The organism is Pectobacterium atrosepticum (genome assembly GCA_019056595.1).
Taxonomy (GTDB): Bacteria; Pseudomonadota; Gammaproteobacteria; order Enterobacterales; family Enterobacteriaceae; genus Pectobacterium; species Pectobacterium atrosepticum.
Window position 1 is genome coordinate 1052324 of record CP036163.1, and the last position, 22429, is coordinate 1074752.

The following is a 22429-nucleotide window of genomic DNA, read 5'->3' on the forward strand; positions in this document are numbered from 1 at the left end:
AATGGTCACAATCTTTAAGGTGCCAGACTCCGTAATATCAACGATGGTAGTAATACAGCAGCTGACGCTGACGTATCCAAATTGTATTGCAGTTGAACAGGACAAACATAAGGGCGCATGACCAGATAGATGGCATGTGCCGCCTCATCCAGCGGCGTCTTGCGTTCGAATTCCCCGGACTGTCGTCCCTCAAGAAGAATTTGTTGAACAAGCTGGCGTAGATTTTCTTCATATCTCGCTGCTGAAGGCCACCTGTCGCGAGAGGATACAGCGGCGATGTCATACAGCTTGCGATCGTGAAAAAATAAGTCGCCGCCCGCGTCTATCAAGGCTTTGAACAGGCGTCTCAGTTTTTCTGAAGCCGTTGGCACATCCGCGATCGCTGAATTGACAATATCCATAATCATTGCCAATCGATTAGCGCAGATCATCTCACCGATCGCCTGCTTAGAATCAAAAAATTTGTAGATGTATGCCTTAGAAAACCCAATCGCCTTGGCTAGATCGGACACCGTTGTCTTCTCATAGCCAAAGTGTCCGAAGTGCTCAGTGGCAGCTTCCACAACCTGATCTCGGACGCTATGGTCCGACGGCCCACGTGGGGGATGTGCATTCGTATGTTTAGTCATTTTTCAAGCTTATCTCACCGAGCCCTGATTGACAACAAGTGACCAATTGATAATATAGTCACAATCGTTAAACTCAAGGAATTACTATGTTACCCCTCCGTACCCTTGCCTTGGTTGTGACTACTAGCGTAATGGCGGGTTGCGCGGTTGGACCGGATTATCATCGTCCGGACGCGCCACTCGCGGATCGTTATCAGGCGCAATCCGCCGCACAGCAATCTTTCGCAAAACAAGGAAACGCAAACCAGACTGCCAACATTGCCGTCTGGTGGGAAAGCTTTAATGATCCCTTACTGAGTGAGTTAGTTTCAAGGGCTCTCGCACAGAATCTTGATTTAGCCCAAGCGTCCGCACGGATGACTCAGGCACGTGCTGGGCTTGGCGCGGCAACAGCGGCTCTGCTGCCATCAGGTAACGTCAGCGGACAGGCCACTCGCGCGTATCAGTCGGTTGAAACCGCACAAGGCCGGTTGCTCAACTCGGTTCCTGGCTACAATCGCTACGGCAATGCCTATGAAACCGACCTCAACGCAAGCTGGGAGATTGACGTTTTCGGTGGTCTGCGACGCGATCGTCAGGCGGCACTGGCTGACTATCAGGCTTCAGAGGCTGGCGTAACAGCCACGCGGCTGGCCGTCGCCGCGCAGACTGCCGATATTTATATCGCCCTGCGCGGGTTACAAACTCGTTTGAAGATAGCCAATCGGCAGGTTAATACACAGCAAGAATTGCTAGAAAAAGTGCAGCTACTCCACAGCAAAGGGCTAGCCGCAGAGTATCAAGTCCGCCAGACCGAAGGCTCACTTTCACAGGTTCAGGCAACCGTGCCCGTTCTCCAAACGGGTATCGATGCTGCGATGAACGCGTTGGACGTCATGCTCGGCACGCCTCCTGGAACCTATCGTAATCAGTTGGCTTCTTCGGGTCCTATTCCACAGCCCCCACAGCTCATATCAACAGGGACACCTGCCGATCTGCTGCGTCGTAGACCCGATATTATCGTAGCCGAACGCCATCTCGCGGCGTCCAACGCGCGCATCGGGGTCGCCATCAGCGAGTATTATCCTAAATTTTCACTCAACGCATTACTCGGTAGCGCAACATCGGTGTCGAGCGGCAACCTGTTCTCCAACGGTGCCAGCCAATCGGCGGGTGTATTGGGGCTGCGCTGGCGACTCTTCGATTTCGGCCGTATTAACGCTCAGATCGATCAGGCTAAGGGGCAGGAAGCCGAAGCATTGGCAGCTTACCGTCTGTCAGTATTAAGCGCGACCGAAGACGTTGAGAACGCACTCTCGGCGCTGCTCAATCGTGAGACGCAGACAACAACATTAACCGCAGGCGAAACGGCGTTGGCTAGCGCACGCCAATCATCTTTCATCGCTTACCAGAAAGGGACCGCCAGCCTGATTGACGTCCTGCATAACGATGAAACCCTGTTGCAGACTTCCGACGCCAGAGCGCAGGCCCAGACGGAATCTGCACGCGCAGCGGTCGCTACGTTTAGGGCGCTCGGCGGTGGCTGGCAGCCTCCAGAAACCGCTGCGAAGATGCTCTAATATATCCATGTACCGGTGCGCAAACATGCCATCGACTAACACCTGCACAGCTCACAATAAATAACCGGAGTGATTAACATGACAGCAAAAAACAATGCGTGGGTGCTCATCACAGGGGCTTCAGGCGGATTTGGCGAAGAGTTCGCGCGTCAATATGCCGCGCAGGGAAAATCACTCATTCTGGTGGCTCGGCGGCTCAATAAGCTTGAATTGCTGGCAGCAGAATTGCGGGAGCGTTTTAACATTGATGTGATGGTTGAACAGGCCGATCTTTCTGTGATGACCGCAATTAGCGATCTGCACAGTCGACTGCGGGAACAAAATATTGTGGTTGATATATTAATTAACAATGCTGGCCATGGTTTGCAGGGCAGCTTTTTGGATCAACCACTGGATGACGCGCTGGACATGATCAATCTGGATATCGCAAGTTTGACAGCAATGACTCGGCTCTTTGCAGAAGATATGCGCGTCAGGCGGAAAGGACATATTTTGATGGTCGCCAGCCTGTTGTCTTATCAGGGCGTAAAGAATTTTGCCGTTTACTCAGCAGCGAAAGCGTATGTGCTCCGGTTCTCCGATGCTCTGCATCGTGAGCTTAAAGACGACGGCATCATTGTCACCGCGCTTTGTCCGGGTATGTCTGACACTGGCTTTGCTACCGTCGCCAACCAGAAAATAACCCCTCTATTAAAAGGGGCAATGATGCAGCCTAAACCGGTTGTACAAGCCGGCATCCGAGCGCTTCAGGCTGGGCGAATGAGCGTTGTTCCGGGGATGGGAAATAAGGCAATTACATTGCTGACCTGGGCAACGCCACGCTGGTTACATCAGGCCATCATGGCCCGTGTGATGGGTGTATAAAACGCGGCCTGAACGCGTGTATGGATCAAAGAAGAATGAAAGCAATGAAGCGCTTAGCATGAAATCAAAAGGTCAAGATCGGGTATGGAAACCCGCATGTAAAGTCATCGTAAGGCAACATATCCTCATGGATTATCTTGCCTCAGATTTTATATCCCTAATACGGCGCCTTTCTTCAGCCCAGTCGATCAATGCTTCCATCGCGGGCCCCAAAGCAATGCCCATGTCGCTCAGCGTATATTCAACTCTGGGTGGCACTTGCGGATAAATTGTACGTATGACTATGCCATCGCTCTCCAGTTGCCGAAGCTGCTGAATCAGCATCTTCTGGTTCACCCCTTCAACCAAGCGCTCTAGGTCAGAAAAGCGTATCGGGCCCTTGGCCGCAAAGAGTTGACAGATGATGATGATTTTCCACTTTCCCTCCAGTACCCGAAGCGCCTCGGTGGTCGCCGCCGCCCATACCAACCGCTGCTGGGGGTCCTCACAATTCCAGACACGTTCTTTCTTCATACTTACCTTTTAGGGTGTTACCCACTTAATGGTGTGTTCTTGTTACATTAACCTGTACATCCTAATATAACCAGAACAACCAGCTTACCTTAATAACACGAGGCAAAAAACATGGAAATAGGCATTATTGGGACAGGCAACATTGGCGGAACCCTTGCACGCAAGCTTATAGCCGCGGGCCATCAGGTACGCGTTGCGAATTCCAAAGGCATTCATGGCGTTCAGAGCTTTGCCGATGAAATCGGGGCTACGGCAGTGGACGTCTATGGTGCAGTTAAGGGAGCCGACGCTATCATTTTGTCAATCCCACTACCGGCACTGGCATCGCTGCCAAACGGTTTTTTTGATGACCTTCCCGAAACGGTACCGCTAATCGATACCAGTAACTATTACCCAGGCTTACGCGACCCGCTTATTCCCGAAATTGATGACGGTATGACTGAGAGCGTATGGGTGTCGCAACAACTCTCACATCCCGTGATCAAAGCCTTCAACAACATTCTCGCCTGGTCGCTTGCAGAGCTTGGGACGCCAAAAGGTTCGGCATCACGTTTGGCTATTGCCGTAGCGGGCGATAACGCCACGTTAAAACAGATTGTCATGAATTTGGTGGATGACACGGGCTTCGATGCTATCGATGCAGGCTCCCTGGAAGAATCATGGAGGCAGCAACCGTCAACACCAGCCTACTGCTGCGATTACGATGCGGAAACGATGAAGAAAGGCCTGACAGCAGCCGTGAGGGGTGAGGCGGCATCGAAGCGCGATCGCCTACCAGAGTTGTTTGGCAAATTGGGTGCAAATCCTACTCATGAAGATATCGTGGCGATGAATCGCTCGCTTAACCCCTAACGGCTGCTGCCAGCCCGTTCACACCTCGGGTGCAAAGCAGTGCGCCCACTCGCAGCAGTCATCACAGCTTGGGGAACGGCAGATCAGTTCCCCCTCACTGTGCAGACAACGTTGGCGGTAAAAGAATTTCTTCCAACGCATGTTAGTGGCGTTCATCACCACTAAAGAGGGAAAACAGTCTGTCATCAATTCGCGCAGTTCATTGCGGGAATCTAACCCTAAATCCTGCCACAGATGATTAAATCCTAACGAAGCGCTGGCAATAATGTGGTGCATCGGTGCCGCATCACGGGACATATGCTCGTACAGCCAGTCAGCCAGTTGTTCCCGTTCCTCAGTGCGATGCGCCTGTAATTCGTTCAGCAGCGCATAGCGCTGCTCACGTTCAGGGCAATGTGCAGACGGCACGGCGTCCATACGTTCAAGGAGACGCTGCCACTCCGATAGCGACAATCCCATATGTTGCGCAAAACAGGCAGAACCTCTCTCATATTGCGCCAATAAGCGCCGTAGCCAGCGTTGCGCCTGTGGCATCACGCCGCTCCCTTATCCTTTTGCTCATTCAACCGTTCTCCCCGTCGCTGTTGCCACCAGGCTGTCAGCACTTCAGTGACATTTTGCCAGGCACCCTCAATGCAGGGTTGGATCCCTTGTTGTTCCAGCTTATTCCATGGTTCGAAGCCAATGCGGGCACAAAATACAGCATCAACATCCGCCAAAAGCGCCAGCAGTGCGCCCAAGCGCTCAGTATTTTCCTCCGGTGGGCACGCCCCTTCACCGTGGCAATATTTAGGGGTAAAACGCTCGTTAACTAGTACCACACCGGCAGGTGACAGGCTGTAGATCTGGAAACGTTCGGCGTGGCCAAAATGCAGGTCAATTACCTCACCGTGCGAAGAAGCCACGGCGACCAGACAGGCTTCCGGCTCCTCAGATTCTCCCTGTGATGCGATGCTGGCGTGCAATTGAGCACGCTGATGTAGCAGGGGCAAATACGGCTGTGGTTTTTCTGGCAGTGCAGATAAAGGGAATTGCTGGCTGCGATCATCGCCTAGCATGCCGATAGCATCCGCGCGACATTGTTGGCAATGCGACATTTGCGGCATCACCTGACCGCACTCTGCCCGCACGCGCGTCATGCATTCAGCATCCGGTTCCCTTTGCCCCTCAAGGCCAAATACCGTGCCGTGTTCTGGTCGGGCGATCAGCGGCATAATATTGTGCAGAAATGCGCCCCAACTGCGTGCTTTTTCACTCACTGCCCTCATCGATGCCTCGTTAATGTCAGGGATCAACACGGAATTGATCTTGACCAGCACGCCATGTTCCGTCAGGCGGCGAATGCCCTCTTCTTGCTTCGCAAGCAGGATTCTGCCCGCCTCCAACCCGGTGTAACGTTCTCCCTCCAGCCATAGCCAGGCATAAATACGAGCAGCGACCGCAGGGTCTAACGTATTCAGCGTCACCGTAACGTGATCCACACCGATATCCAGCAATGGCACCACGGCCTCAGGCAACATCAGTCCATTGGTGGAAAGGCATAGCTTCACATCCGGCATTTGCTCACGCAGCAACCGCAATGTGCTAAAAGTCCGTTTCATGTTTGCCAGCGGATCGCCCGGCCCGGCGATCCCCACGACGGAAAGCTGAGGAATAGCGGCGGCAACCTGCCGTGCTTGTGCCACCGCCTGTTCTGGCGTTAACAACGTCGATACCACGCCGGGACGGGATTCATTACTGCAATCGTATTTACGGTTGCAGTAATTACATTGCACATTACATGCAGGCGCGACCGCGAGATGCATACGGGCAAAACGGTGATGACCGCTCACCGAATAGCAGGGATGGTGTGCAGCTTTGCTGGCCTGCAACGGGGTAATCCCATCAGCCAGCGTTGATCGGCAGCCTACCGTGCCGGATGCGGAGGAACAAGATGCCATAATAGTGCCTACGGTTGCGGAGTCATAGGCAGAGAGGTGCAAAGGCCGTACCGTTTAGCGTGACTATTAAAATCAATGTAAAACATGAAGATACAGAATGTCTACGTCATCGAATTTGTCAGGATTGCAGCAGTAGGCCGACAATGTGGCATATGCCACAATCCTGTCTCATCGGAATCACAGACGATGCATATTGATATCCATCGTCTGAATGCGATAAGCCACCTGGCGCGGTGTCATACCTAACAAGCGCGCCGCCTTGGCCTGCACCCAACCGGTTTTCTCCAGTGCGGCAATCACCCGCTGCCGTTCATCAAGAGACGGATCGCACCAGCCTTCATCCGGCACAGGTAAGATGTTGGTCGCTTTTGGCGCTACCTCACGATGGTTAAACATAATCACATCGCGATCAATCAATCCGCTTTCTGACATCACGGCGGAACGTTCCAGACAATTCTCCAACTCACGCACGTTGCCCGGCCAGCTATAGCCCATGAGTAAGCGGATGGCTCCATCGCTTATCCGCAAGGGGCGTCCCTGATGTTGGCCGATTTTCTGCACCAGAAAATCGGCCAGTTCGGCAATGTCCTCTTGCCGTTCACGCAGAGGAGGAAGCGCAAGCGGCATAACATTCAGACGATAATAGAGATCCTCACGGAAATGGCCGGCCCTCACCTCTTCTTCCAGATTACGGTTAGTCGCCGCAATGATACGGACATCCACCCGAATGGTTTCATCGCCGCCAACGCGTTCCATCTCCCCTTCTTGCAAAATCCTCAGTAACTTGGCCTGAAACGAGGCGCTGCTTTCACCGATCTCATCAAGAAACAGCGTGCCACCATCGGCTAACTCGAAGCGTCCTTTACGTTGCCGCACGGCACCGGTAAAGGCCCCTTTCTCATGACCGAACAATTCGCTTTCTAACAGATTATCCGGCAGCGCAGCGCAGTTGAATTTGACGAATGGGGCGGCTGCACGCGGTGAATGATAATGGATAGCATTGGCTACCAGCTCCTTACCTGTGCCGCTTTCCCCCTGAACCAGCACCGTGGTATCCCAGCGTGAAACCTGACGGATAATCTCCATGGTTTGCCGCATTGCCTGACTCTTTCCCACCATATTGTCGAAACGGTAGGAACGCGGCGGCGTGACGCAGGTTCTCGCGCGTACGGTGGTCACCGCAGGTTCTGGCACTGACCTCGGGCGGGCGGGCTGCATCAGACGCACCGTTTGCGCCACCAGATTGGCCACGGTTTCCAGAAAGCGCGTACACGCGGGCAAGCGCTCTTCGTAGCGAGCCATCGGCTGTGCAGCCAACACGCCAATTGGCTGAGATTCAATGCCAAACAGCGGCACCGCGATAAACGGCAGGTTGTAGTCGTACAGGCCCAGTTTATCGAGAAAGCGTTGATCGTCAGCCACCCGAGGCAGAACCAGCGGTTGATGCTGTGCTAATACCGTCCCTACCAATCCTTCACCGGGGCGGTAGCGAACATGAGTCCCGCTGGCGATCAGTTTTTCATCAGCTTCATGCAGCGCCTCCACCGCCATCACCCCATTCTGTTTGTCATACAGACAAACCATACCGTGTTGCATGAATGCATCATCGTGCAGCACGCGTAACACCGCCTGCAGTGCTTCGCGAACCTCTGTCGCTCGGCTCAATGCTGCGCTAATACGCTGTATGGCGGTAAACTGCTGAGAAAGATCGAACCGCCAAGTCAGGTTGCTTGTTTCAGGAGCCTGCGTCATTTTGCACCTCCAGCCAGAGAGGGTGAGAGAGGAAAGCGCAGGATAAGGCAGGTACCGCCTTGTGCATGCGCCGACAGGTCGATGGCACCCTGATGATCGGCCACCAGCGTCTGAATCAGGCGAAGTTCCATTCCCTTGCCCGGTGAACTCAACGTGGCGGGGGCGGGAGCAAAACGGACCTGCGTCATCGGTACGTTGTCTTCCAGATAGAGCGACAGCCAACCACGCTCTTCGCGAGCATAAATCTGGATTGATAGTTGAAAAGGTGCAATTTCTGCCGCCAGCGCCAGCGTGCGGTCCAGCCATAGGCTAAGGCACGCCAGCACCTGCGTTCGTTGGCCAAAAACCGTCAACTGCGGCGACTGCAATTCATACTGCAAGCGATCTTCACTATTCAGGCGCGACTGGTATAACGACGTCAGATCGTCCAGCAGGGATTTTATCGACCACTCATCCTCGGGTTCGAATGCCAGAGAAGGACGGCACGCCTGTAACCGCGCCATCGCTTCCTCCCCCTCACGCCATGCGGACTCCAATGCGACGTTACTATGATCTTCACCGTTTAAACGCCGTGCAGCGGCCAGCATGTTGAGCGGACAGTTCAGTTGCACCATGGCAGCACCCAGCGATTCACGGATTGCCGCCAGCAATATGCCATTAGCAATTTGCTGCTTCAGACGATCGAGTCGCCCCTGCTGTTGCTGCTGTTGTTGCTCCGTACAATCGGTAATCACAACGACGGTGCGCGGCAACGCACTGTCCGTGAAGTAACGGCTGGCTTCTTCATTGACGCCGGGTAATGCCCACATTCCCAGCATCAGCCAACGAACCGAGCCGCGAACCATCACGGGCAACGGTTTTCCCTCTCGCAACACGTTCTTATTTTTGCCATATTCCAGTACTGACAAGAGTTCTTTGCCACCACAGTCGGCACACAGCGTTTTATAGGCCAGGTTATCCATAATGACGCGGTCGTTATCATCAACCACCACCACCGCCGCAGGAATGTTATTCAGCACAGCAGTCATAAGCGTCATATGGTTACGCAACCGCTGTTCAAGGGCATAACTGGCGCTAATGTCTTTATGCATCGCCAGATAATGTTCCAGCTCCCCCTGCGCATTAACGATCGGCGTGATATCAATATCAGCCAGATAGAGGGAGCCATCCCGTCGGCGATTAATCAACTGTCCTCGCCAAGCAGCTCCCTGTAATAAGGTCTGCCACATATCGCTGTAGACCTCTCCGGGCGTTTGCTGACTGGCGAGAATACGGTGATTTTGGCCGAGTAATTGAGACAGAGGAAAACCCGTCAGACGGCAAAATGCCGGATTGGTGTACACAATACGCGCCTGTGGATCGGTCACAGAGATCGCCACTGACGATTGCTCCACCACAGTAGAGAACAACGCCGGATGCTGGCGCGATAAATGACTGACAATCTCCCCCTGCGGAAGAGACTCCATTATCAGGTTTATGGTCATGGCCTACCCTTACAACATCAGATGCCGTCATGTCAGGTTCGCAACAATTTGTGCCACGAACCGACACCCTTCTCCGGTCGACTACCGGCATCAATAACCATGCAAACACTACGCCCTTTATTCATTAACTAACCTAAAGATTGATCGCACCCCCTGTTTTAACGTTAAACCACGTAAAATCCTTACTGTATCAGGTAAACACCCTATCTTCTGGCCTGGCTAGCCTCCTCAATAAGTGCATCAATAGTGCAGCCTTGCGCTAAAAACGTGCAAAATATCGCCAGCACACTGAATGCCAAATTTGGCATGATATTCGCACCTCACTGTACAGATACCTGCTGCCTCCGGCGGCGATCCTTCTCAATATCAGTCAGGAGTGAACTATGGCGAACATTGGTATTTTCTTTGGCACCGATACGGGAAAAACCCGCAAGATCGCCAAAATGATCCATCAAAAATTGGGCGACACGGCGGATTCGCCGGTCAATATCAACCGCACTTCTCTGGACAGTTTTCTCTCTTATTCGGTTCTGCTGCTCGGCACGCCGACGCTGGGTGAAGGCCAGTTACCGGGGATGAATGCGGGATGTGAGAACGAGTCATGGCAAGAGTTTATCGCTGAATTGCCTGATGAAGCGCTGGCTGACAAGACGGTCGCCTTGTTCGGATTAGGCGATCAGCAAGGCTATCCTGATAATTTTGTCAGCGGGATGAAAACCTTATATGACGTGGTTACCGCCTGCGGTGCCAAGGTCATCGGTGCCTGGCCGAATGCTGGTTATGATTTCAACACTTCAGCCGCCTTGGTGGATGACCAGTTTGTCGGATTGGTACTGGATCAGGATAACCAGTACGATCTCACGGATGAGCGCCTCGATAGCTGGTTGGAAACACTCAAGCCCGCTATCGGCTGATCCGCTAGAAGGTGGAGGCCTCAGGCACTCCACCTGAGTTTGCTGACAAAGTACGCTGAGCGGTGATAATGGGTAGATCGTAAAGACGCTGCAAGTACGTCCCTGTAAGCTCGGATTGCGCCATCCATGGCGCAAACGCTTTACTCTTCTATCCCATTACCCCCGTTCTCGTTCCGTAAACAGGTTTGTCAACGGTCTGAGGTAGAAGCCTAATGCTCTCTATCTTTTTATTTCTACCCACGGCCCGGCACCAGTTGGACTAACCATTGGCGTTGCTGTTCTTTCTGACGTTGCAGCAACAGGTGATCATAGGCTTTTGCCAACGCGTCTTCCTGCGCCATCGGCGTTTCTGGGCGGATCGCTTCACATAACAGCAGGTGCCATCCTATATCGGTCTCGATGATGGCACTTAACTCCCCTTCGTGTAGCGTAAATAGCGCCTGATCCAGTGACGTAAACAACAGCCCGCGACTCACCCATCCCAGCAATCCACCTTCCAACGCCGTCGGACACTGGGAATGACGTTCGGCCAACGTCGCAAACGCGGCGGTGTCCGATTGTAGCTGGCGACGCAGCGCAAGAAGCTGCCTGCTAATGGCCTCAGAATCGTCTTCCCCCGTGGTCAGCAGGAGATGCCGGGTCAAACGCTGTTCTGGGCGACAAAAGCGTGCAGCATGACGCCGATACCACTGTTCGACCTCTGCTGATGTCGGCACTGCTACCTGCTCAGAAATACTCGCTAGCTGTCCCGCCATCAGCACATGGTGCTGGATCACCGCCGTACGATCGGAGGCAGAGAATCCAGACTGCCGTAAATCAGGTTCCAGCTCCTGTGTTACTGCCTGCACAAGATCTGGCGTCACTGTCGATAGGCTATTTTGTGCCGCTTCCACCACAGCTTGTTCCAGCAGCAACTGGCGAGCCAATTGCTGCTGGAGAAGCCGCTGGCGATCCACCGGCAATTGCGTCGCTGTGGTGTTCCACATTTTTTGCGCCAGACGCCATTCACTAAACCGCTGCCAAGCCAACATCAGCGATCCTCCTCCGCCAGTTCCAAAACACTGGCAGGGACCTGAAACCAGCGTTCTCCGAACATCACCGTATAGCAATCCCCCTGATCTCCTTGACCAGTAGCGAAAATTTGCCCGCGCTGACCAATGTCCACCACCAGTTCGCCGTTGATGGAAAGCGTTTGCCTGCTATGAACGCCATCACCGTACTGAAAGATGCCAGCATTCCACGGTATTTCCGCCGCGATCAGCTCCTGTTCGCGGCACCCCACAACGCGATCGCTATCAAGGAAATGCACCTGATAGATCAGTTGGTCCTGAAGAAAAACGCCCCATTCACGCACATATCCTACCGTGCCGCGCCGTACCAGCAGTTCACCTCGTTTCATTCCTGCCATGGTGCCGTCGTTACGCAACGAACGCACGACGCGCACCGCATCGCCAAATGCAAAGCGCGGTATCATGGTGTGATCTCCGGTTGGTAGCAGCGATAACTTTCTGCCAATAGCCGACGCGCCAACTGCCAGTCAGCATCTTGCACTGCCTCCAGCGCGTTACGCAGTGGCACCGCCGCACGCAAACGACGGTGAAAATCACTCAACACCGATAAACTACAAATTTGCAGGGCGTGGGGGTCGTATGGCACAGCAAAAAAATCAAAAAAGGCCTCGGCACTCTCCAGCTCATCAACGCCGGGTAACTGGTAGAACCATTCCATCGTTTGCCCTCCCCATCACCGCATCACTGCCACACAGTTCGCGATACATCTCCAGCAATTCATAATCCAGAGGATTACGCTTCCAGTTTTCCGCAAAAGCGCGGACGCTGCGCAACAGCGCTTCCGTCTCACTCGCCTGCGGCTGAAAACCTAAACGGGCGAAAATCCCCGCCACCGCTTGCCGTCCCGAATGCTTACCTAGAACCAAACAGAACTCACGCCCCATGAGCGCCGGGTCGATGCCCTGATAACTGCGGCTGTCGTTTAGCAAAGCTGCGACATGCACGCCGGATTCGTGAGTAAATACCTGCTCCCCCACCAGCGGCTGCTGCTTGTCGATGGTGCGCTGTGCCGCGCTTGCCACCAGTTGGCACAGCGCGGGCAAACGAGCGAAGTGGATGCCACTGTCACGATCGAGACAGCGTTCCAGCGCTAACGCCACGGTTTCCAATGCAGCATTACCTGCCCGTTCCCCCAGACCCAACACCGTGGTATTAACATGGGAAACGCCAGCCTCTATCGCTGCCAGCGTATTGGCCGTAGCCAGCCCAAGATCGTTATGCGCATGCATTTCAATCTCACCGCCCCAGTTTTGCCGCAAGGTACTGATACGGGCGAAGGTGGAGAACGGGTCAAGCACGCCCAGCGTATCCGCAAAGCGCAGCCGTTCAGCCCCTGCTGCATCGGCAGCAATCGCTATCTGACGCAAGGTGTCATCGCTAGCGCGCGATGCATCTTCACAGCCGACACACACACGTAACCCTTGCTGACGAGCCTGAGCAATCAGCGAGGAAAGCTGTGCCAATAAGACGTTAAGCGGCTGACGCAGCTTCTGTTCGCGCAATCGATCCGATGCAGGAACCGAGATATCCACCCAATTCATGCCCAGATCGGCACTTTGCCGGATTTCCAGCGCATTCATCCGGCACCAGGTCATCAGCACCGTGTCCGGCAGGCGGCGGCGAATAACCGCAATACGCGCCCGTTCATCGTCTCCCATCGCCGGGGTGCCCACTTCCAACGCGGTCACCCCAGCATCAACTAATGCCTCGGCAATCGCCAGTTTTTCGCTGGCGCGAAACGCTACGCCGGGGCTCTGCTCACCATCACGCAGCGTAGTGTCATTGATAATGATATCCGCCATGCCGTTCCCCTTATCAGCCATAGGTCGGCATAAACTCGCCGCCGGATACCGTCTGAGGCTTACCTTGCTGCCAATAAGGTGACAGGGTGCGCAGCCGTTCAATAATCGGCGGTAGTGCCGTAATCACCTGATCGATCTCTTTCTCGCGGGTGTAGCGCGATAGCGAAAAACGAATGCTGCCGTGAGCGGCCGTATAGGGAATATTCATGGCGCGCATCACGTGGGAGGGTTCGAGCGAGCCAGATGTGCAGGCGCTGCCGCTGGAGGCGGCAATACCGACATGATTGAGCAGCAGCAGAATGGCTTCTCCTTCAATAAACTCGAAGGCAATATTGAGCGTATTGGGCGTGCGCGGTTGCCCCTCGCCCATCACGATTACGCTGGGAATCACCTGCGCCAGCCCCTTTTGTAAACGGTCACGCAGGGGTTCCACCGCCGCACTCATCATCGGTAGATGCACGTCCGCCAATTCACAGGCACTGCCCATGCCGACAATACCCGCAATATTCTCAGTGCCGGCACGGCGTCCACGCTCTTGATGCCCCCCGCGCAGCAGCGGGCGAAACCGAGTAGAGCGGCGTAGGTAGAGGCATCCGACCCCTTTCGGGCCATGAATTTTGTGCGCAGAGCAAGACAACATGTCGATGTCACAGCTCGATAATACAATGGGGATTTTCCCGACCGCCTGTACCGCGTCACAGTGAAACAACGCCCCCTGTTCATGAGCCAGTGATGCCATTTCACGCACCGGAAACAACACGCCGGTTTCGTTATTCGCCCACATCATCGTCACCAGCGCGACACGGTCACTCAGCAGGGCGCGGTATTGCGCCATATCCAGTTCGCCCTGCGCAGAAACACCAATCTGATGGATGGTATAACCTTGCCGGGCAAGGTGCTCACAGACTTCCAGAGTGGCGGGATGCTCTACGGCACTGATGATGATCTCACGCCGTTCCGGTGCCAACGCCACAGCGGAATGAATGGCGGTGGACGTTGCTTCGGTGGCACATGATGTGAAGATGATTTCGCTGTCATAGCGCGCGCCTAGCAGGCTGGCAACCTGCTGGCGCGCTTTCTCCAGCGCACCCCGACAGGGCGTGCCGAAATCATGAATCGACGACGGATTACCGTAATAATCGGTCAGGAATGGCATCATGGCTTCCAGCACCATCGGATCGAGACGGGTGGTGGCATTGTTATCGAGATAAATGTTTTTCATGTGCGCTGCCTCGCTGAACAGTTAATAAGCTCACGCGGCCTGTGCCGCAACCACTTCCATATAGCGCCCCGTGCGCTCAACCAGCTTTTGTTGCAGCCAAGCGAGCGTCATGTCGGTCATCATGCATCCCTGGCAACTGCCCGACAGGCTGACCGTCACCTGATGATCGCTGACGTTGAGTAGCGCCATGTCACCGCCATCGGCCTGAATATACGGGCGCAGTTCCGCCACCACGTCAGCGACCAGTCGCCACGCGGAAGTCTCCACCTCCGGCACCTTGAATTTTTCAGGCAGCGCTGCCTGTTCTTCGATAATTTCCGCTAATGCCAGCTCGATCTTTTCATGGCACGCCGTGCAACCGCCGCCCGCTTTGGTGTAGTTGATTACTTCTTCCAAGGTGGTCAAGCCATTGGCCACCACCGCACGACGGATCTGGCCTTCATCCACGGCGAAGCATTTGCAAATCAGCGCCCCTTCCTCATGGTCATCCTCCAGCGTCTCACCACGGTAATTGGCGATAGCCGCACGTAGCGCTTCCTGCCCCATCACAGAACAGTGCATTTTTTCTGGCGGCAGCCCATCGAGATAATCTGCGATTTGCTGATTGGTGACCTGCTCCGCCTCATGCAGAGTGCGGCCAATAATCAACTCAGTCAGCGCCGAGGAGGAAGCAATCGCGCTCCCACAGCCGAAGGTTTGAAAACCGGCCTCCTGAATCGTTTCCGTGCCCGGATCCACACGCAGCATTAAGCGTAAGGCATCACCGCAACTGAGCGAACCGACATCACCAACGGCATTCGCCTGTTCCACCACGCGGGCGTTACGCGGGTTAAAAAAATGGTCTTTTACTTTCTCGGAATAGTTCCACATGCTCTCAGCTCCCTACGATGCAGATAAGCAGAACCCTAAGGCTCCGGCCCCCGCATAGGCGTTATGGACGGGTTAGCTCAAAACAAGCAAATGTGATGCCATTCACAAAAATACATTGCAATCAATGTGATGGGGAAATTCGCCATAAAAAAAACCGCGATGAATGTCGCGGTTTATGTCGGTTTTGTCGTACAGACGACATTGTTGCGGGTTATGCCGTAATGATTCAGGAGGCGTCATCTTCCTCACGCCATTCGGTTTCCACCATCAGTTGCTGGAAGCGATCCGGATCCCGTTGGCGACGTCGGGTAGCCTGTTCACTATCCACCCAACATTGTTGGATTTGCTGCAATAGCTGTGCAATGGAAGTCGCCTCTGGTACGCGGATGGCGCGAACGCCGACCTGCAACAATTGACGGAAGACCGTCTCGCCAATCGCCACACAATAAAGGGTGACACACTCTTCCAATGCACTGATACGGCTGGCGAGTTTGTCTTCGCCATGCCCGTATTCCACGTTAAAATCCACCACCTTCAGCAGCCTGACTTCATGTTGTTTGACGCCATAAACCACCAGACGTGGCGTCGCGCCAAAATGCTGGTCCACATGGTGGTAATCTGAGCTGGCGAAAGCGACTTGCATCGACCACACCGCCGAACTGATGGTGCTGAGATTGCGGTTAACATGCTGCATGTTCCACCCCCTGACGCCTCACTGCCGGAAATTGCTGCCGCAGTGGCGAGTGATAAGCGGGCACCGGATGATGTTCATTCAGCAACCGATTCGCCAATTCGAACAGCGTATCGCGCATGCCCGCATATCCTTGGCGCACACGACGAAATTCGCCAAGACGGTCATATATGGGAAACCCAGCACGAATCAGCGGAATACCACATTGCTCAGCCAACCCTGCGGCATGAGAATTGGCGACCAGTAGATGCGCGGGGGTTTTAATCAGCAGATCCTGCATATCCTCAAGATCGCCGATCAGAACCTGCTCAACCGGCAGGTTCAGTAACCCGGGTTGGCTCACGGGCGCGACCACTGGTCCCGGCACCATGCCTTGGCTAAGGGCGAAGTCGCTCCAGGCCGCCAGCACATCCCCCTCTGCGGCCAACGCGATGGCTTTATCCTGTAATGCCATATGACAATCGATCATCGCATCCTGCAACTGACCTCGCTGACGGTCAATCCAGGCAGGTACGTCACGCCCAGAGAGCTGTTGCAGGTGGTGGATAAAGGCATCCATGGTTGTAAGCGTCATCAGGTGCGGTAAATTTAATGCCACGCCACGACTACGCTGCGCCAGTAAACCCGCCGCGCGCTGGAGCGACACACCCAGCGTGATGGTGCTCAGGCTTTGCCCCATCTGCTCAATATTGCGTAACACCGCCCCGCCTTGGGTAACAGATTGGTAATCGCCACTCGCGAGATGACCATCCAACGACTGTGACAGATCCGGTAGCAGTATCGGTTGCAGGCCAAACGCCTCGACATAGCTGCGGATAAGCTCCACATCCCCCGGCGTAAACACATGGCTGAGCAGCAAGTTAACGCGACGGTTGCGCATACCTGCGGGCGGTTTTTCTGGGATCCATTGTGTAATCACCCCTTCCAGCACCGCGCTGTAGCCATTTTCCAACGATCCATAGAAATCTGGCGTATTGACCGTGAGCAACGCCGTCGATTTAAAACGCGGATTATCAGCGCGGAATTCGCTTACCGCACGCGTCATATCGCTACCTTGTGCTTCCGACAAGCCGGTACTGATGATGACAATCGCCTTAGGCGCATTGCGCTGACACAATGTGCTCAAGGCCGTCAAAATATTGCTGTCTGACCCCATTACCGTCGTGGTGGGATCCATGCCGGTGGACTGGAGCGGAATGGGATCGTGAAAATGCTGAATAAAAAACACCTTGGCAAAGGCACTACAACCCTGAGCGCCATGAACCAGAGGAATGCAGTGTTCAATACCCTGACTGGCCAGAATCGCCCCCAGAGGCTGCCCACTTTTAATTGGACTGGTCGCCAGCGGCTTTTTGTTACGAATAACCTGAGCCATAATTTGCTCCTAATGCCAAGGGGCACGTTGATGAGTCTGCGCCCAAATCGGGCTTTCCAGCGTCAGGCATAGCTGTTCCGCCAGCGTCACAATACCGCGATACCCTGCGTAAGCGTGCTCGCGCTCCTGATTGATATCGAGGAACGGCAACCGGGCCTTATAGGCGGTGTACATGTTGCGCCCCCCGGCGATCATCAGGTCAGCGCCATAGCGATACGCCACATCCAGCAAGGTGCGCGCATTCCCCTCATCCAGCATGATGGCATCATCCCCCATCAGTTCGCGGATACGCTGTTTGTCTTCCTCGGTAGATTTACGTGTCCCAGTCGCCACCACGGTCATACCGAGATCCTGCAAAGCCGAGACCACCGACCAGGATTTTACGCCTCCGGTATAGAGCAGTACCTTGCGCCCTTGCAGGCGTGCACGATACGGAGCCAACGCCTGTTGCGCCGTCGCTTCTTCTCGCGCAATCACGGTTTCCGTACGCTGTATCAGGTCGGGGTCGTCTAGCATGGCCGCGAGCTGACGCAGCGCATCGGACATGGCACGCACACCATAGAAGCTGCCTTCAAACCACGGCGTGCCATAACGTTGTTCCAGCGTGCGCGCCACGTTGATCAACGCACGCGAGCACACCAGCATGTTGACCTGAGCACGATGCATCGTCTGGATTTCGGCAAAGCGCCCATCGCCGGATAAATTGCCCAACACGCGGATACCCAGTTCATCCAGCAGCGGCTGCACATGCCAAAATTCACCAGCAATGTTGAACTCACCAATCAAGCCAATATCGTGACGCTGTGCGTGGGAAAACGCGGTGTCATCCCGCCACGGCGCGGGTTCACGCGTCCCAATCACCTGTTTTGCCATCACTTCCCCTGCCAGACGGTTACCCAGATTCTTGCTGCCGTAGAATCCGGCGGCATCCACCGCAATCACCGGAACCCCTACCGCGACCGACGCTGCCCGGCACACCGCTTCAATATCATCGCCCTCCATCGCCGGGACACAGGTGTTGTAGATAAAAACGGCGGCAGGGTCATATCGCTCCACGATATGGCGCACGGCATGAAACAGCCGCCGCTCACCACGCCCCATGATCACATCCTGTTCATTGAGGTCGGTGGTAAACCCTAGACGATTGATCGCTGGCCCGGAACTTTGGCTACCACGGTTATCCCATGAACTGCCCGCGCAACCGATAGGGCCATGCACCAGATGGGCAACATCCGCCAGCGGCAGCAGCGTAATTTGCGCCCCGTCAAACGCACAGCCGCCTGCCGTCGCGCCAGGCTTAGGCGCACTGCATCCCGATTTTTGTTTGTGGTTATGTTCGCAGGCGGGCTCATCGAGCAACGCCAAAATTTCATTTCCCTTCATCTTTGCCCTCTTCGAGTCGGTTGACCTTACTCAACTCTTTTTGTGCAATTCACGGGCCATAAATTAATTAATTATTTTCAATCAGATAGGTTTGTCGCCTTTGTGACAAAGGCGACAATAGCGGAATATTGAGGGGAGTGGTGTTACTGGGCTCCGTTTGGATATCGAAAATTATTGTACGTTAAGGCTATTTTTTGTACTAACTGACAGCCATTGATCAAGCAGATAGAACAACACGATTAGGGTCAGACACATCGAAAACAGAATCGCATACGGGTTTAATTACACGCTACAAACGTGCGGTGTCCCATAATTTCATTATTTGCGCGATGCCCCGTAGTGTCTCTTTCAGCGGCACATTATCCCGGGCGAGCGTCGATATTCCCACCAGAAAACTGTCAAAACAGACCGCCTGGGAAAGGGTATCCTCACCATTAACAAGCTCACCGCTGTTTATGCCTCTCTGTAAGCAATGCTTTATTCCCTCCCTGGTGTGACGCCTTGACTCAGCAAGGGGCTTCAGGAGATCCCCGTTTTCATCAGAGCATAGGGGCATTACGCTGAGCGCAACCATACATCCCCGAGGATGCCCGGGTTCGTACTGCATTTTTGCCGAATTCGTTAATGCCATCTCCAGCGCCTGTCGTGGAGGCAGGTTGGGATCCCAGAGCGATGATGTTACCTGTGCATGTGTTTTCAGATAACAATCAACTGCCTCGTTAAAAAGAGAGGCTTTCGAACCAAACGCCGCATAAAAACTGGGCGCACTGATCCCTTTGCCTATCGAGGCCTTCAGGTGGGCAAGTGATGTTGCCTCATAACCCTGTTCCCAGAAAAGATGCATTGCCTGTACGACAGCTTCATCTCTGTCAAACTGCCTTGGTCTGCCTGTTTTCATGATCCTGCCCTCCTTAAATATATACTAATCGATACAAAATTCATTGACAACTCTCCCTCCCGACACTCAACATATATACCGATCGATACATTAATGATCATTTATAGCTGCCTTGTGAAATCCACGCAGGGTGAGAAATCTTCTGGAGAGTTATTTAATATGAAAAAACATACGCAAAATGATGAGGCTGATAGCCTGCCTGTTTTTGCTTTACTGGCACTGGCCATGACGGGTTTCATCTGTATATTGACCGAAACAATCCCAGCGGGTCTTTTGCCTGGCATAAGTTCTGGCCTTAATATATCACCATCCGTTGCCGGGCAGATGGTAACCGCTTATGCAGCGGGTTCACTTCTGGCCGCCATTCCCCTGACTATCATGACCCAGGCATGGTCCAGACGTCTGGTTTTGCTTACTACGGTGGGCGGCTTTCTGCTCTTCAACAGCCTGACGGCTTTATCTGATAGCGTTGCTGTCATTATGTGCGCCCGCTTTCTTGCCGGTGCAGCTGCAGGGCTGGCATGGAGTTTAATTGCGGGCTATGCAAGAAGAATGGTTGCTCCTTCACTTCAGGGACGGGCTCTTACGCTGGCAATGATTGGTACCCCTGTCGCACTTTCCCTTGGCGTGCCTGCAGGAACCTGGCTGGGGGATCTTCTGGGGTGGCGTCTGACCTTCGCCGTTATGTCCGGATTATCCGTGGCACTGATGGCCTGGATCATTCTGGCTGTTCCTGATTATCCAGGGCAGGCAACCCGGCAAAAAATGCGTCTCACTTCTGTCCTGTTGATCCCCGGTATCCGTCCTATTCTGGGAGTGGTTTTGACCTGGATGCTTGCGCACAATATTTTGTATACCTATATCGCCCCTTTCCTGTCCCAGGCAGGGCTTTCATCAAGCGTGGATATTGTTCTGCTGGTTTTTGGCCTGGCTGCGATGGTCGGGATTTTCATCACCGGTAGGGTGATAGACTCCGGCCTGCGTATTGCCGTGCTTCTTTCACTTTCAGTATTCGCCCTTGTTTCGATCATCTTTGGTATTTCTGCCACATCCCCCGCCGTGATTTATCCCGGAATAGCAGTCTGGGGCCTGACGTTCGGAGGCGCTGCGACATTACTGCAAACAGCACTGGCAGATACGGCGGGTGAGCATGCTGATATTGCGCTTTCAATGAATGTGGTGACCTGGAATAGCGCTATCGCTCTTGGTGGCCTTACAGGCGGGCTTCTGCTCAGACATGAAGGAGCCAGTTCTTTACCCTGGGCCCTACTTGCTCTGTTAATCGTTGCTCTGATTATTGCCTTTCGTGCCAGGAACCATGGATTCCCAGCGGGGGAGCGCTCATCGTAAACAACTTGATTATATTTTTGTCAGGGCGATTAAGCCTGCCCATGACTTTCTTATAAGAGGTCGTAAAAAAGGTCGAGGGGGCTGTGTTGGCAGGGTGTGGACACTGGCTACCCGAGGAATGTCCGGCACCGTTGAACCCACTGGTTGTGAAATTTATTAACGACCAATAATAGCCCCTCTGTTTTCCATAAAAACTACGCTTTCGCGTAGTTTTTTATCACTGGATATTTTCAGTTAAAGGTTAAAATTTAGTCTTAACGTACAATAATTTTCGATATCCAAACGGAGCCCTTACTTGTGGGCTAAATACTTGCGGGCTAAAATATCCGTTCCTCCAGCGGATTGCCTTTTTCCAACCGTTTCGCCAACCAGGGTGGGAGACGGTCCGCCATCAGCGCTTGCAGGGCATCGCACTGTGACAGAATAGAGGTTCCCGGTGGGACTTTCATCGGGTGCACATTATGGCGAATAATGCGCGCTGCCGCTGGACCGCCAATCGCTTCGCAAAAGAGCAAATGGCACCCTTCCAACAGCTGCGCACGGACTTCATTCCCCTCTTGTTCCCCTGACTCGCTAGGATAACGGCGTAGCCCGTGTAGCCAGTACCCCGCCTCGTCACACGCATAGATAAAAAACAGCCGACACTGACCAAAATGTCCGTTGATGGTCATGCCATCCTGTGACGAAAATGCAGCCAGTAACTGCGGTTGACGTCCCTTCGGCGAGACCACAGCCAGATGCGGTGGCAGTTCGCCCCGCAGACAAGCCATCACATTCTGCCAACGGCTGCGCGTCAGGAACGCGGGATCACCAGGAAACGTGGCCAGCAGCTGTGGCTGATTCAGGGACATGAGAAACGCCACATCCAGAGAGACATCCTCTCCCTGATTGAGCCAGTGTAATAACTGCGGTGGCGAGAGTTCCGGCAGGCATTGAATCAGCGCAAACAACCGCCAGAACAGACGATCATCATCAGACATGCTCCCCTCCTGTTCATACCACATCAGGTCGTGTGGCACGTAAACTGATCGGAAAAGCAGGTTTCTCTGCCTGTGGATTAACGTAGTAACGTTTTCCCCCTTCCAGTTCAACCTCACCGCCCCAACGTTCGTGGCTATCGAATTCAATCCCGGTCACTCTCGCTTCCAGATCTTGTTTGGCGATATAGCAATACAACTGTGAATTGCGTTCACGAAAAATCACCATCGGCATCGCGTCCTCCTTTGCTGCATGTGACGGCCCGAACAACATCGGGCCGATA

23 protein-coding genes and 1 pseudogene are annotated in these 22429 nt (G+C 53.9%); 6 read left to right on the forward strand and 18 right to left on the reverse strand.

The annotated features are described in order from the left end of the window. Positions 1-14: 14 nt before the first annotated feature. On the reverse strand, positions 15-629 hold the full coding sequence (locus DCX48_05435) for a TetR/AcrR family transcriptional regulator (GenBank protein ID QXE13999.1): 615 nt from the start codon (positions 627-629) through the stop codon (positions 15-17). Positions 630-715: 86 nt separating this feature from the next. Here DCX48_05435 and DCX48_05440 point away from each other — a divergent pair, with 86 nt between their 5' ends. Continuing rightward, positions 716-2188, forward strand: coding sequence for an efflux transporter outer membrane subunit (locus DCX48_05440; protein ID QXE14000.1), 1473 nt, complete (start codon positions 716-718; stop codon positions 2186-2188). A gap of 78 nt (positions 2189-2266) precedes the next feature. Next, positions 2267-3052 (forward strand): SDR family oxidoreductase, encoded by a 786-nt coding sequence (locus tag DCX48_05445; GenBank protein ID QXE14001.1) that lies wholly within the window; start codon positions 2267-2269, stop codon positions 3050-3052. Between the two features lie 132 nt (positions 3053-3184). Here DCX48_05445 and DCX48_05450 read toward each other — a convergent pair whose 3' ends face one another. Beyond that, positions 3185-3565, reverse strand: coding sequence for a transcriptional regulator (locus DCX48_05450; protein QXE14002.1), 381 nt, complete (start codon positions 3563-3565; stop codon positions 3185-3187). A 111-nt stretch (positions 3566-3676) separates the two neighbouring features. Between DCX48_05450 and DCX48_05455 the strand changes: the two genes are divergently transcribed. Continuing rightward, a complete protein-coding gene (locus tag DCX48_05455; protein QXE14003.1) occupies positions 3677-4417 on the forward strand; it encodes a 3-hydroxyisobutyrate dehydrogenase in 741 nt (246 codons plus the stop codon). A gap of 18 nt (positions 4418-4435) precedes the next feature. Here the strand turns inward: DCX48_05455 and DCX48_05460 are convergent, their stop codons facing one another. The 4 genes from DCX48_05460 to nifL all read right to left on the reverse strand — a co-directional run bounded on the left by DCX48_05460 (position 4436) and on the right by nifL (position 9593). Further along, the gene (locus DCX48_05460) at positions 4436-4954 is read right to left on the reverse strand and encodes a nitrogen fixation protein NifQ (protein ID QXE14004.1); all 519 of its coding nucleotides are present in this window, start codon (positions 4952-4954) and stop codon (positions 4436-4438) included. Then, positions 4951-6357: a nitrogenase cofactor biosynthesis protein NifB gene (gene nifB / locus DCX48_05465; GenBank protein ID QXE14005.1), complete on the reverse strand. Its 1407-nt coding sequence runs from the start codon at positions 6355-6357 to the stop codon at positions 4951-4953. The genes DCX48_05460 and nifB overlap by 4 nt, the downstream gene beginning before the upstream one ends. Before the next feature lie 177 nt (positions 6358-6534). After that, entirely contained in the window at positions 6535-8109 is a 1575-nt protein-coding gene (gene nifA, locus DCX48_05470) for a nif-specific transcriptional activator NifA (protein QXE14006.1), read from the reverse strand. After that, a complete protein-coding gene (gene nifL / locus DCX48_05475; GenBank protein ID QXE14007.1) occupies positions 8106-9593 on the reverse strand; it encodes a nitrogen fixation negative regulator NifL in 1488 nt (495 codons plus the stop codon). Before nifL ends, nifA begins: the two co-directional genes overlap by 4 nt. A gap of 383 nt (positions 9594-9976) precedes the next feature. Between nifL and DCX48_05480 the strand changes: the two genes are divergently transcribed. Beyond that, entirely contained in the window at positions 9977-10507 is a 531-nt protein-coding gene (locus tag DCX48_05480; protein QXE14008.1) for a flavodoxin, read from the forward strand. 233 nt (positions 10508-10740) lie between these two features. Here the strand turns inward: DCX48_05480 and nifM are convergent, their stop codons facing one another. The 10 genes from nifM to DCX48_05530 all read right to left on the reverse strand — a co-directional run bounded on the left by nifM (position 10741) and on the right by DCX48_05530 (position 19821). Continuing rightward, positions 10741-11538: a nitrogen fixation protein NifM gene (gene nifM / locus DCX48_05485; protein ID QXE14009.1), complete on the reverse strand. Its 798-nt coding sequence runs from the start codon at positions 11536-11538 to the stop codon at positions 10741-10743. Continuing rightward, positions 11538-11981: a nitrogen fixation protein NifZ gene (locus DCX48_05490; protein QXE14010.1), complete on the reverse strand. Its 444-nt coding sequence runs from the start codon at positions 11979-11981 to the stop codon at positions 11538-11540. Before DCX48_05490 ends, nifM begins: the two co-directional genes overlap by 1 nt. Beyond that, a complete protein-coding gene (locus tag DCX48_05495) occupies positions 11978-12235 on the reverse strand; it encodes a nitrogen fixation protein NifW (GenBank protein ID QXE14011.1) in 258 nt (85 codons plus the stop codon). Before DCX48_05495 ends, DCX48_05490 begins: the two co-directional genes overlap by 4 nt. Further along, positions 12204-13379, reverse strand: coding sequence for a homocitrate synthase (gene nifV, locus DCX48_05500; protein ID QXE14012.1), 1176 nt, complete (start codon positions 13377-13379; stop codon positions 12204-12206). Before nifV ends, DCX48_05495 begins: the two co-directional genes overlap by 32 nt. Before the next feature lie 13 nt (positions 13380-13392). Then, positions 13393-14601 carry a cysteine desulfurase NifS gene (gene nifS / locus DCX48_05505; GenBank protein QXE14013.1) on the reverse strand — a complete coding sequence of 403 codons (1209 nt, stop codon included), beginning with the start codon at positions 14599-14601 and terminating at the stop codon, positions 13393-13395. Positions 14602-14631: 30 nt separating this feature from the next. Further along, entirely contained in the window at positions 14632-15471 is an 840-nt protein-coding gene (gene nifU / locus DCX48_05510; GenBank protein ID QXE14014.1) for a Fe-S cluster assembly protein NifU, read from the reverse strand. Between the two features lie 226 nt (positions 15472-15697). Then, positions 15698-16165, reverse strand: coding sequence for a nitrogen fixation protein NifX (locus tag DCX48_05515; GenBank protein QXE14015.1), 468 nt, complete (start codon positions 16163-16165; stop codon positions 15698-15700). Beyond that, positions 16152-17537, reverse strand: coding sequence for a nitrogenase iron-molybdenum cofactor biosynthesis protein NifN (gene nifN, locus DCX48_05520; protein ID QXE14016.1), 1386 nt, complete (start codon positions 17535-17537; stop codon positions 16152-16154). The genes DCX48_05515 and nifN overlap by 14 nt, the downstream gene beginning before the upstream one ends. Positions 17538-17546: 9 nt before the next feature. Then, complete coding sequence (gene nifE / locus DCX48_05525; protein ID QXE14017.1) at positions 17547-18920, reverse strand: nitrogenase iron-molybdenum cofactor biosynthesis protein NifE; 1374 nt, start codon at positions 18918-18920, stop codon at positions 17547-17549. A gap of 289 nt (positions 18921-19209) precedes the next feature. Next, the gene (locus DCX48_05530; GenBank protein ID QXE14018.1) at positions 19210-19821 is read right to left on the reverse strand and encodes a TetR/AcrR family transcriptional regulator; all 612 of its coding nucleotides are present in this window, start codon (positions 19819-19821) and stop codon (positions 19210-19212) included. 156 nt (positions 19822-19977) lie between these two features. On the opposite strand from DCX48_05530, the gene DCX48_05535 reads away from it, so the two are divergent. Together DCX48_05535 and DCX48_05540 are read left to right on the forward strand one after the other, a co-directional pair. Further along, entirely contained in the window at positions 19978-21168 is a 1191-nt protein-coding gene (locus tag DCX48_05535; GenBank protein ID QXE17158.1) for an MFS transporter, read from the forward strand. 71 nt (positions 21169-21239) lie between these two features. Next, positions 21240-21338 (forward strand): annotated as a pseudogene (locus tag DCX48_05540) (alpha/beta hydrolase). Between the two features lie 147 nt (positions 21339-21485). Here the strand turns inward: DCX48_05540 and DCX48_05545 are convergent. Next, complete coding sequence (locus tag DCX48_05545; protein ID QXE14019.1) at positions 21486-22148, reverse strand: nitrogen fixation protein NifY; 663 nt, start codon at positions 22146-22148, stop codon at positions 21486-21488. A gap of 13 nt (positions 22149-22161) precedes the next feature. After that, positions 22162-22380, reverse strand: coding sequence for a putative nitrogen fixation protein NifT (gene nifT / locus DCX48_05550; GenBank protein QXE14020.1), 219 nt, complete (start codon positions 22378-22380; stop codon positions 22162-22164). Between the last annotated feature and the right edge of the window lie 49 nt (positions 22381-22429).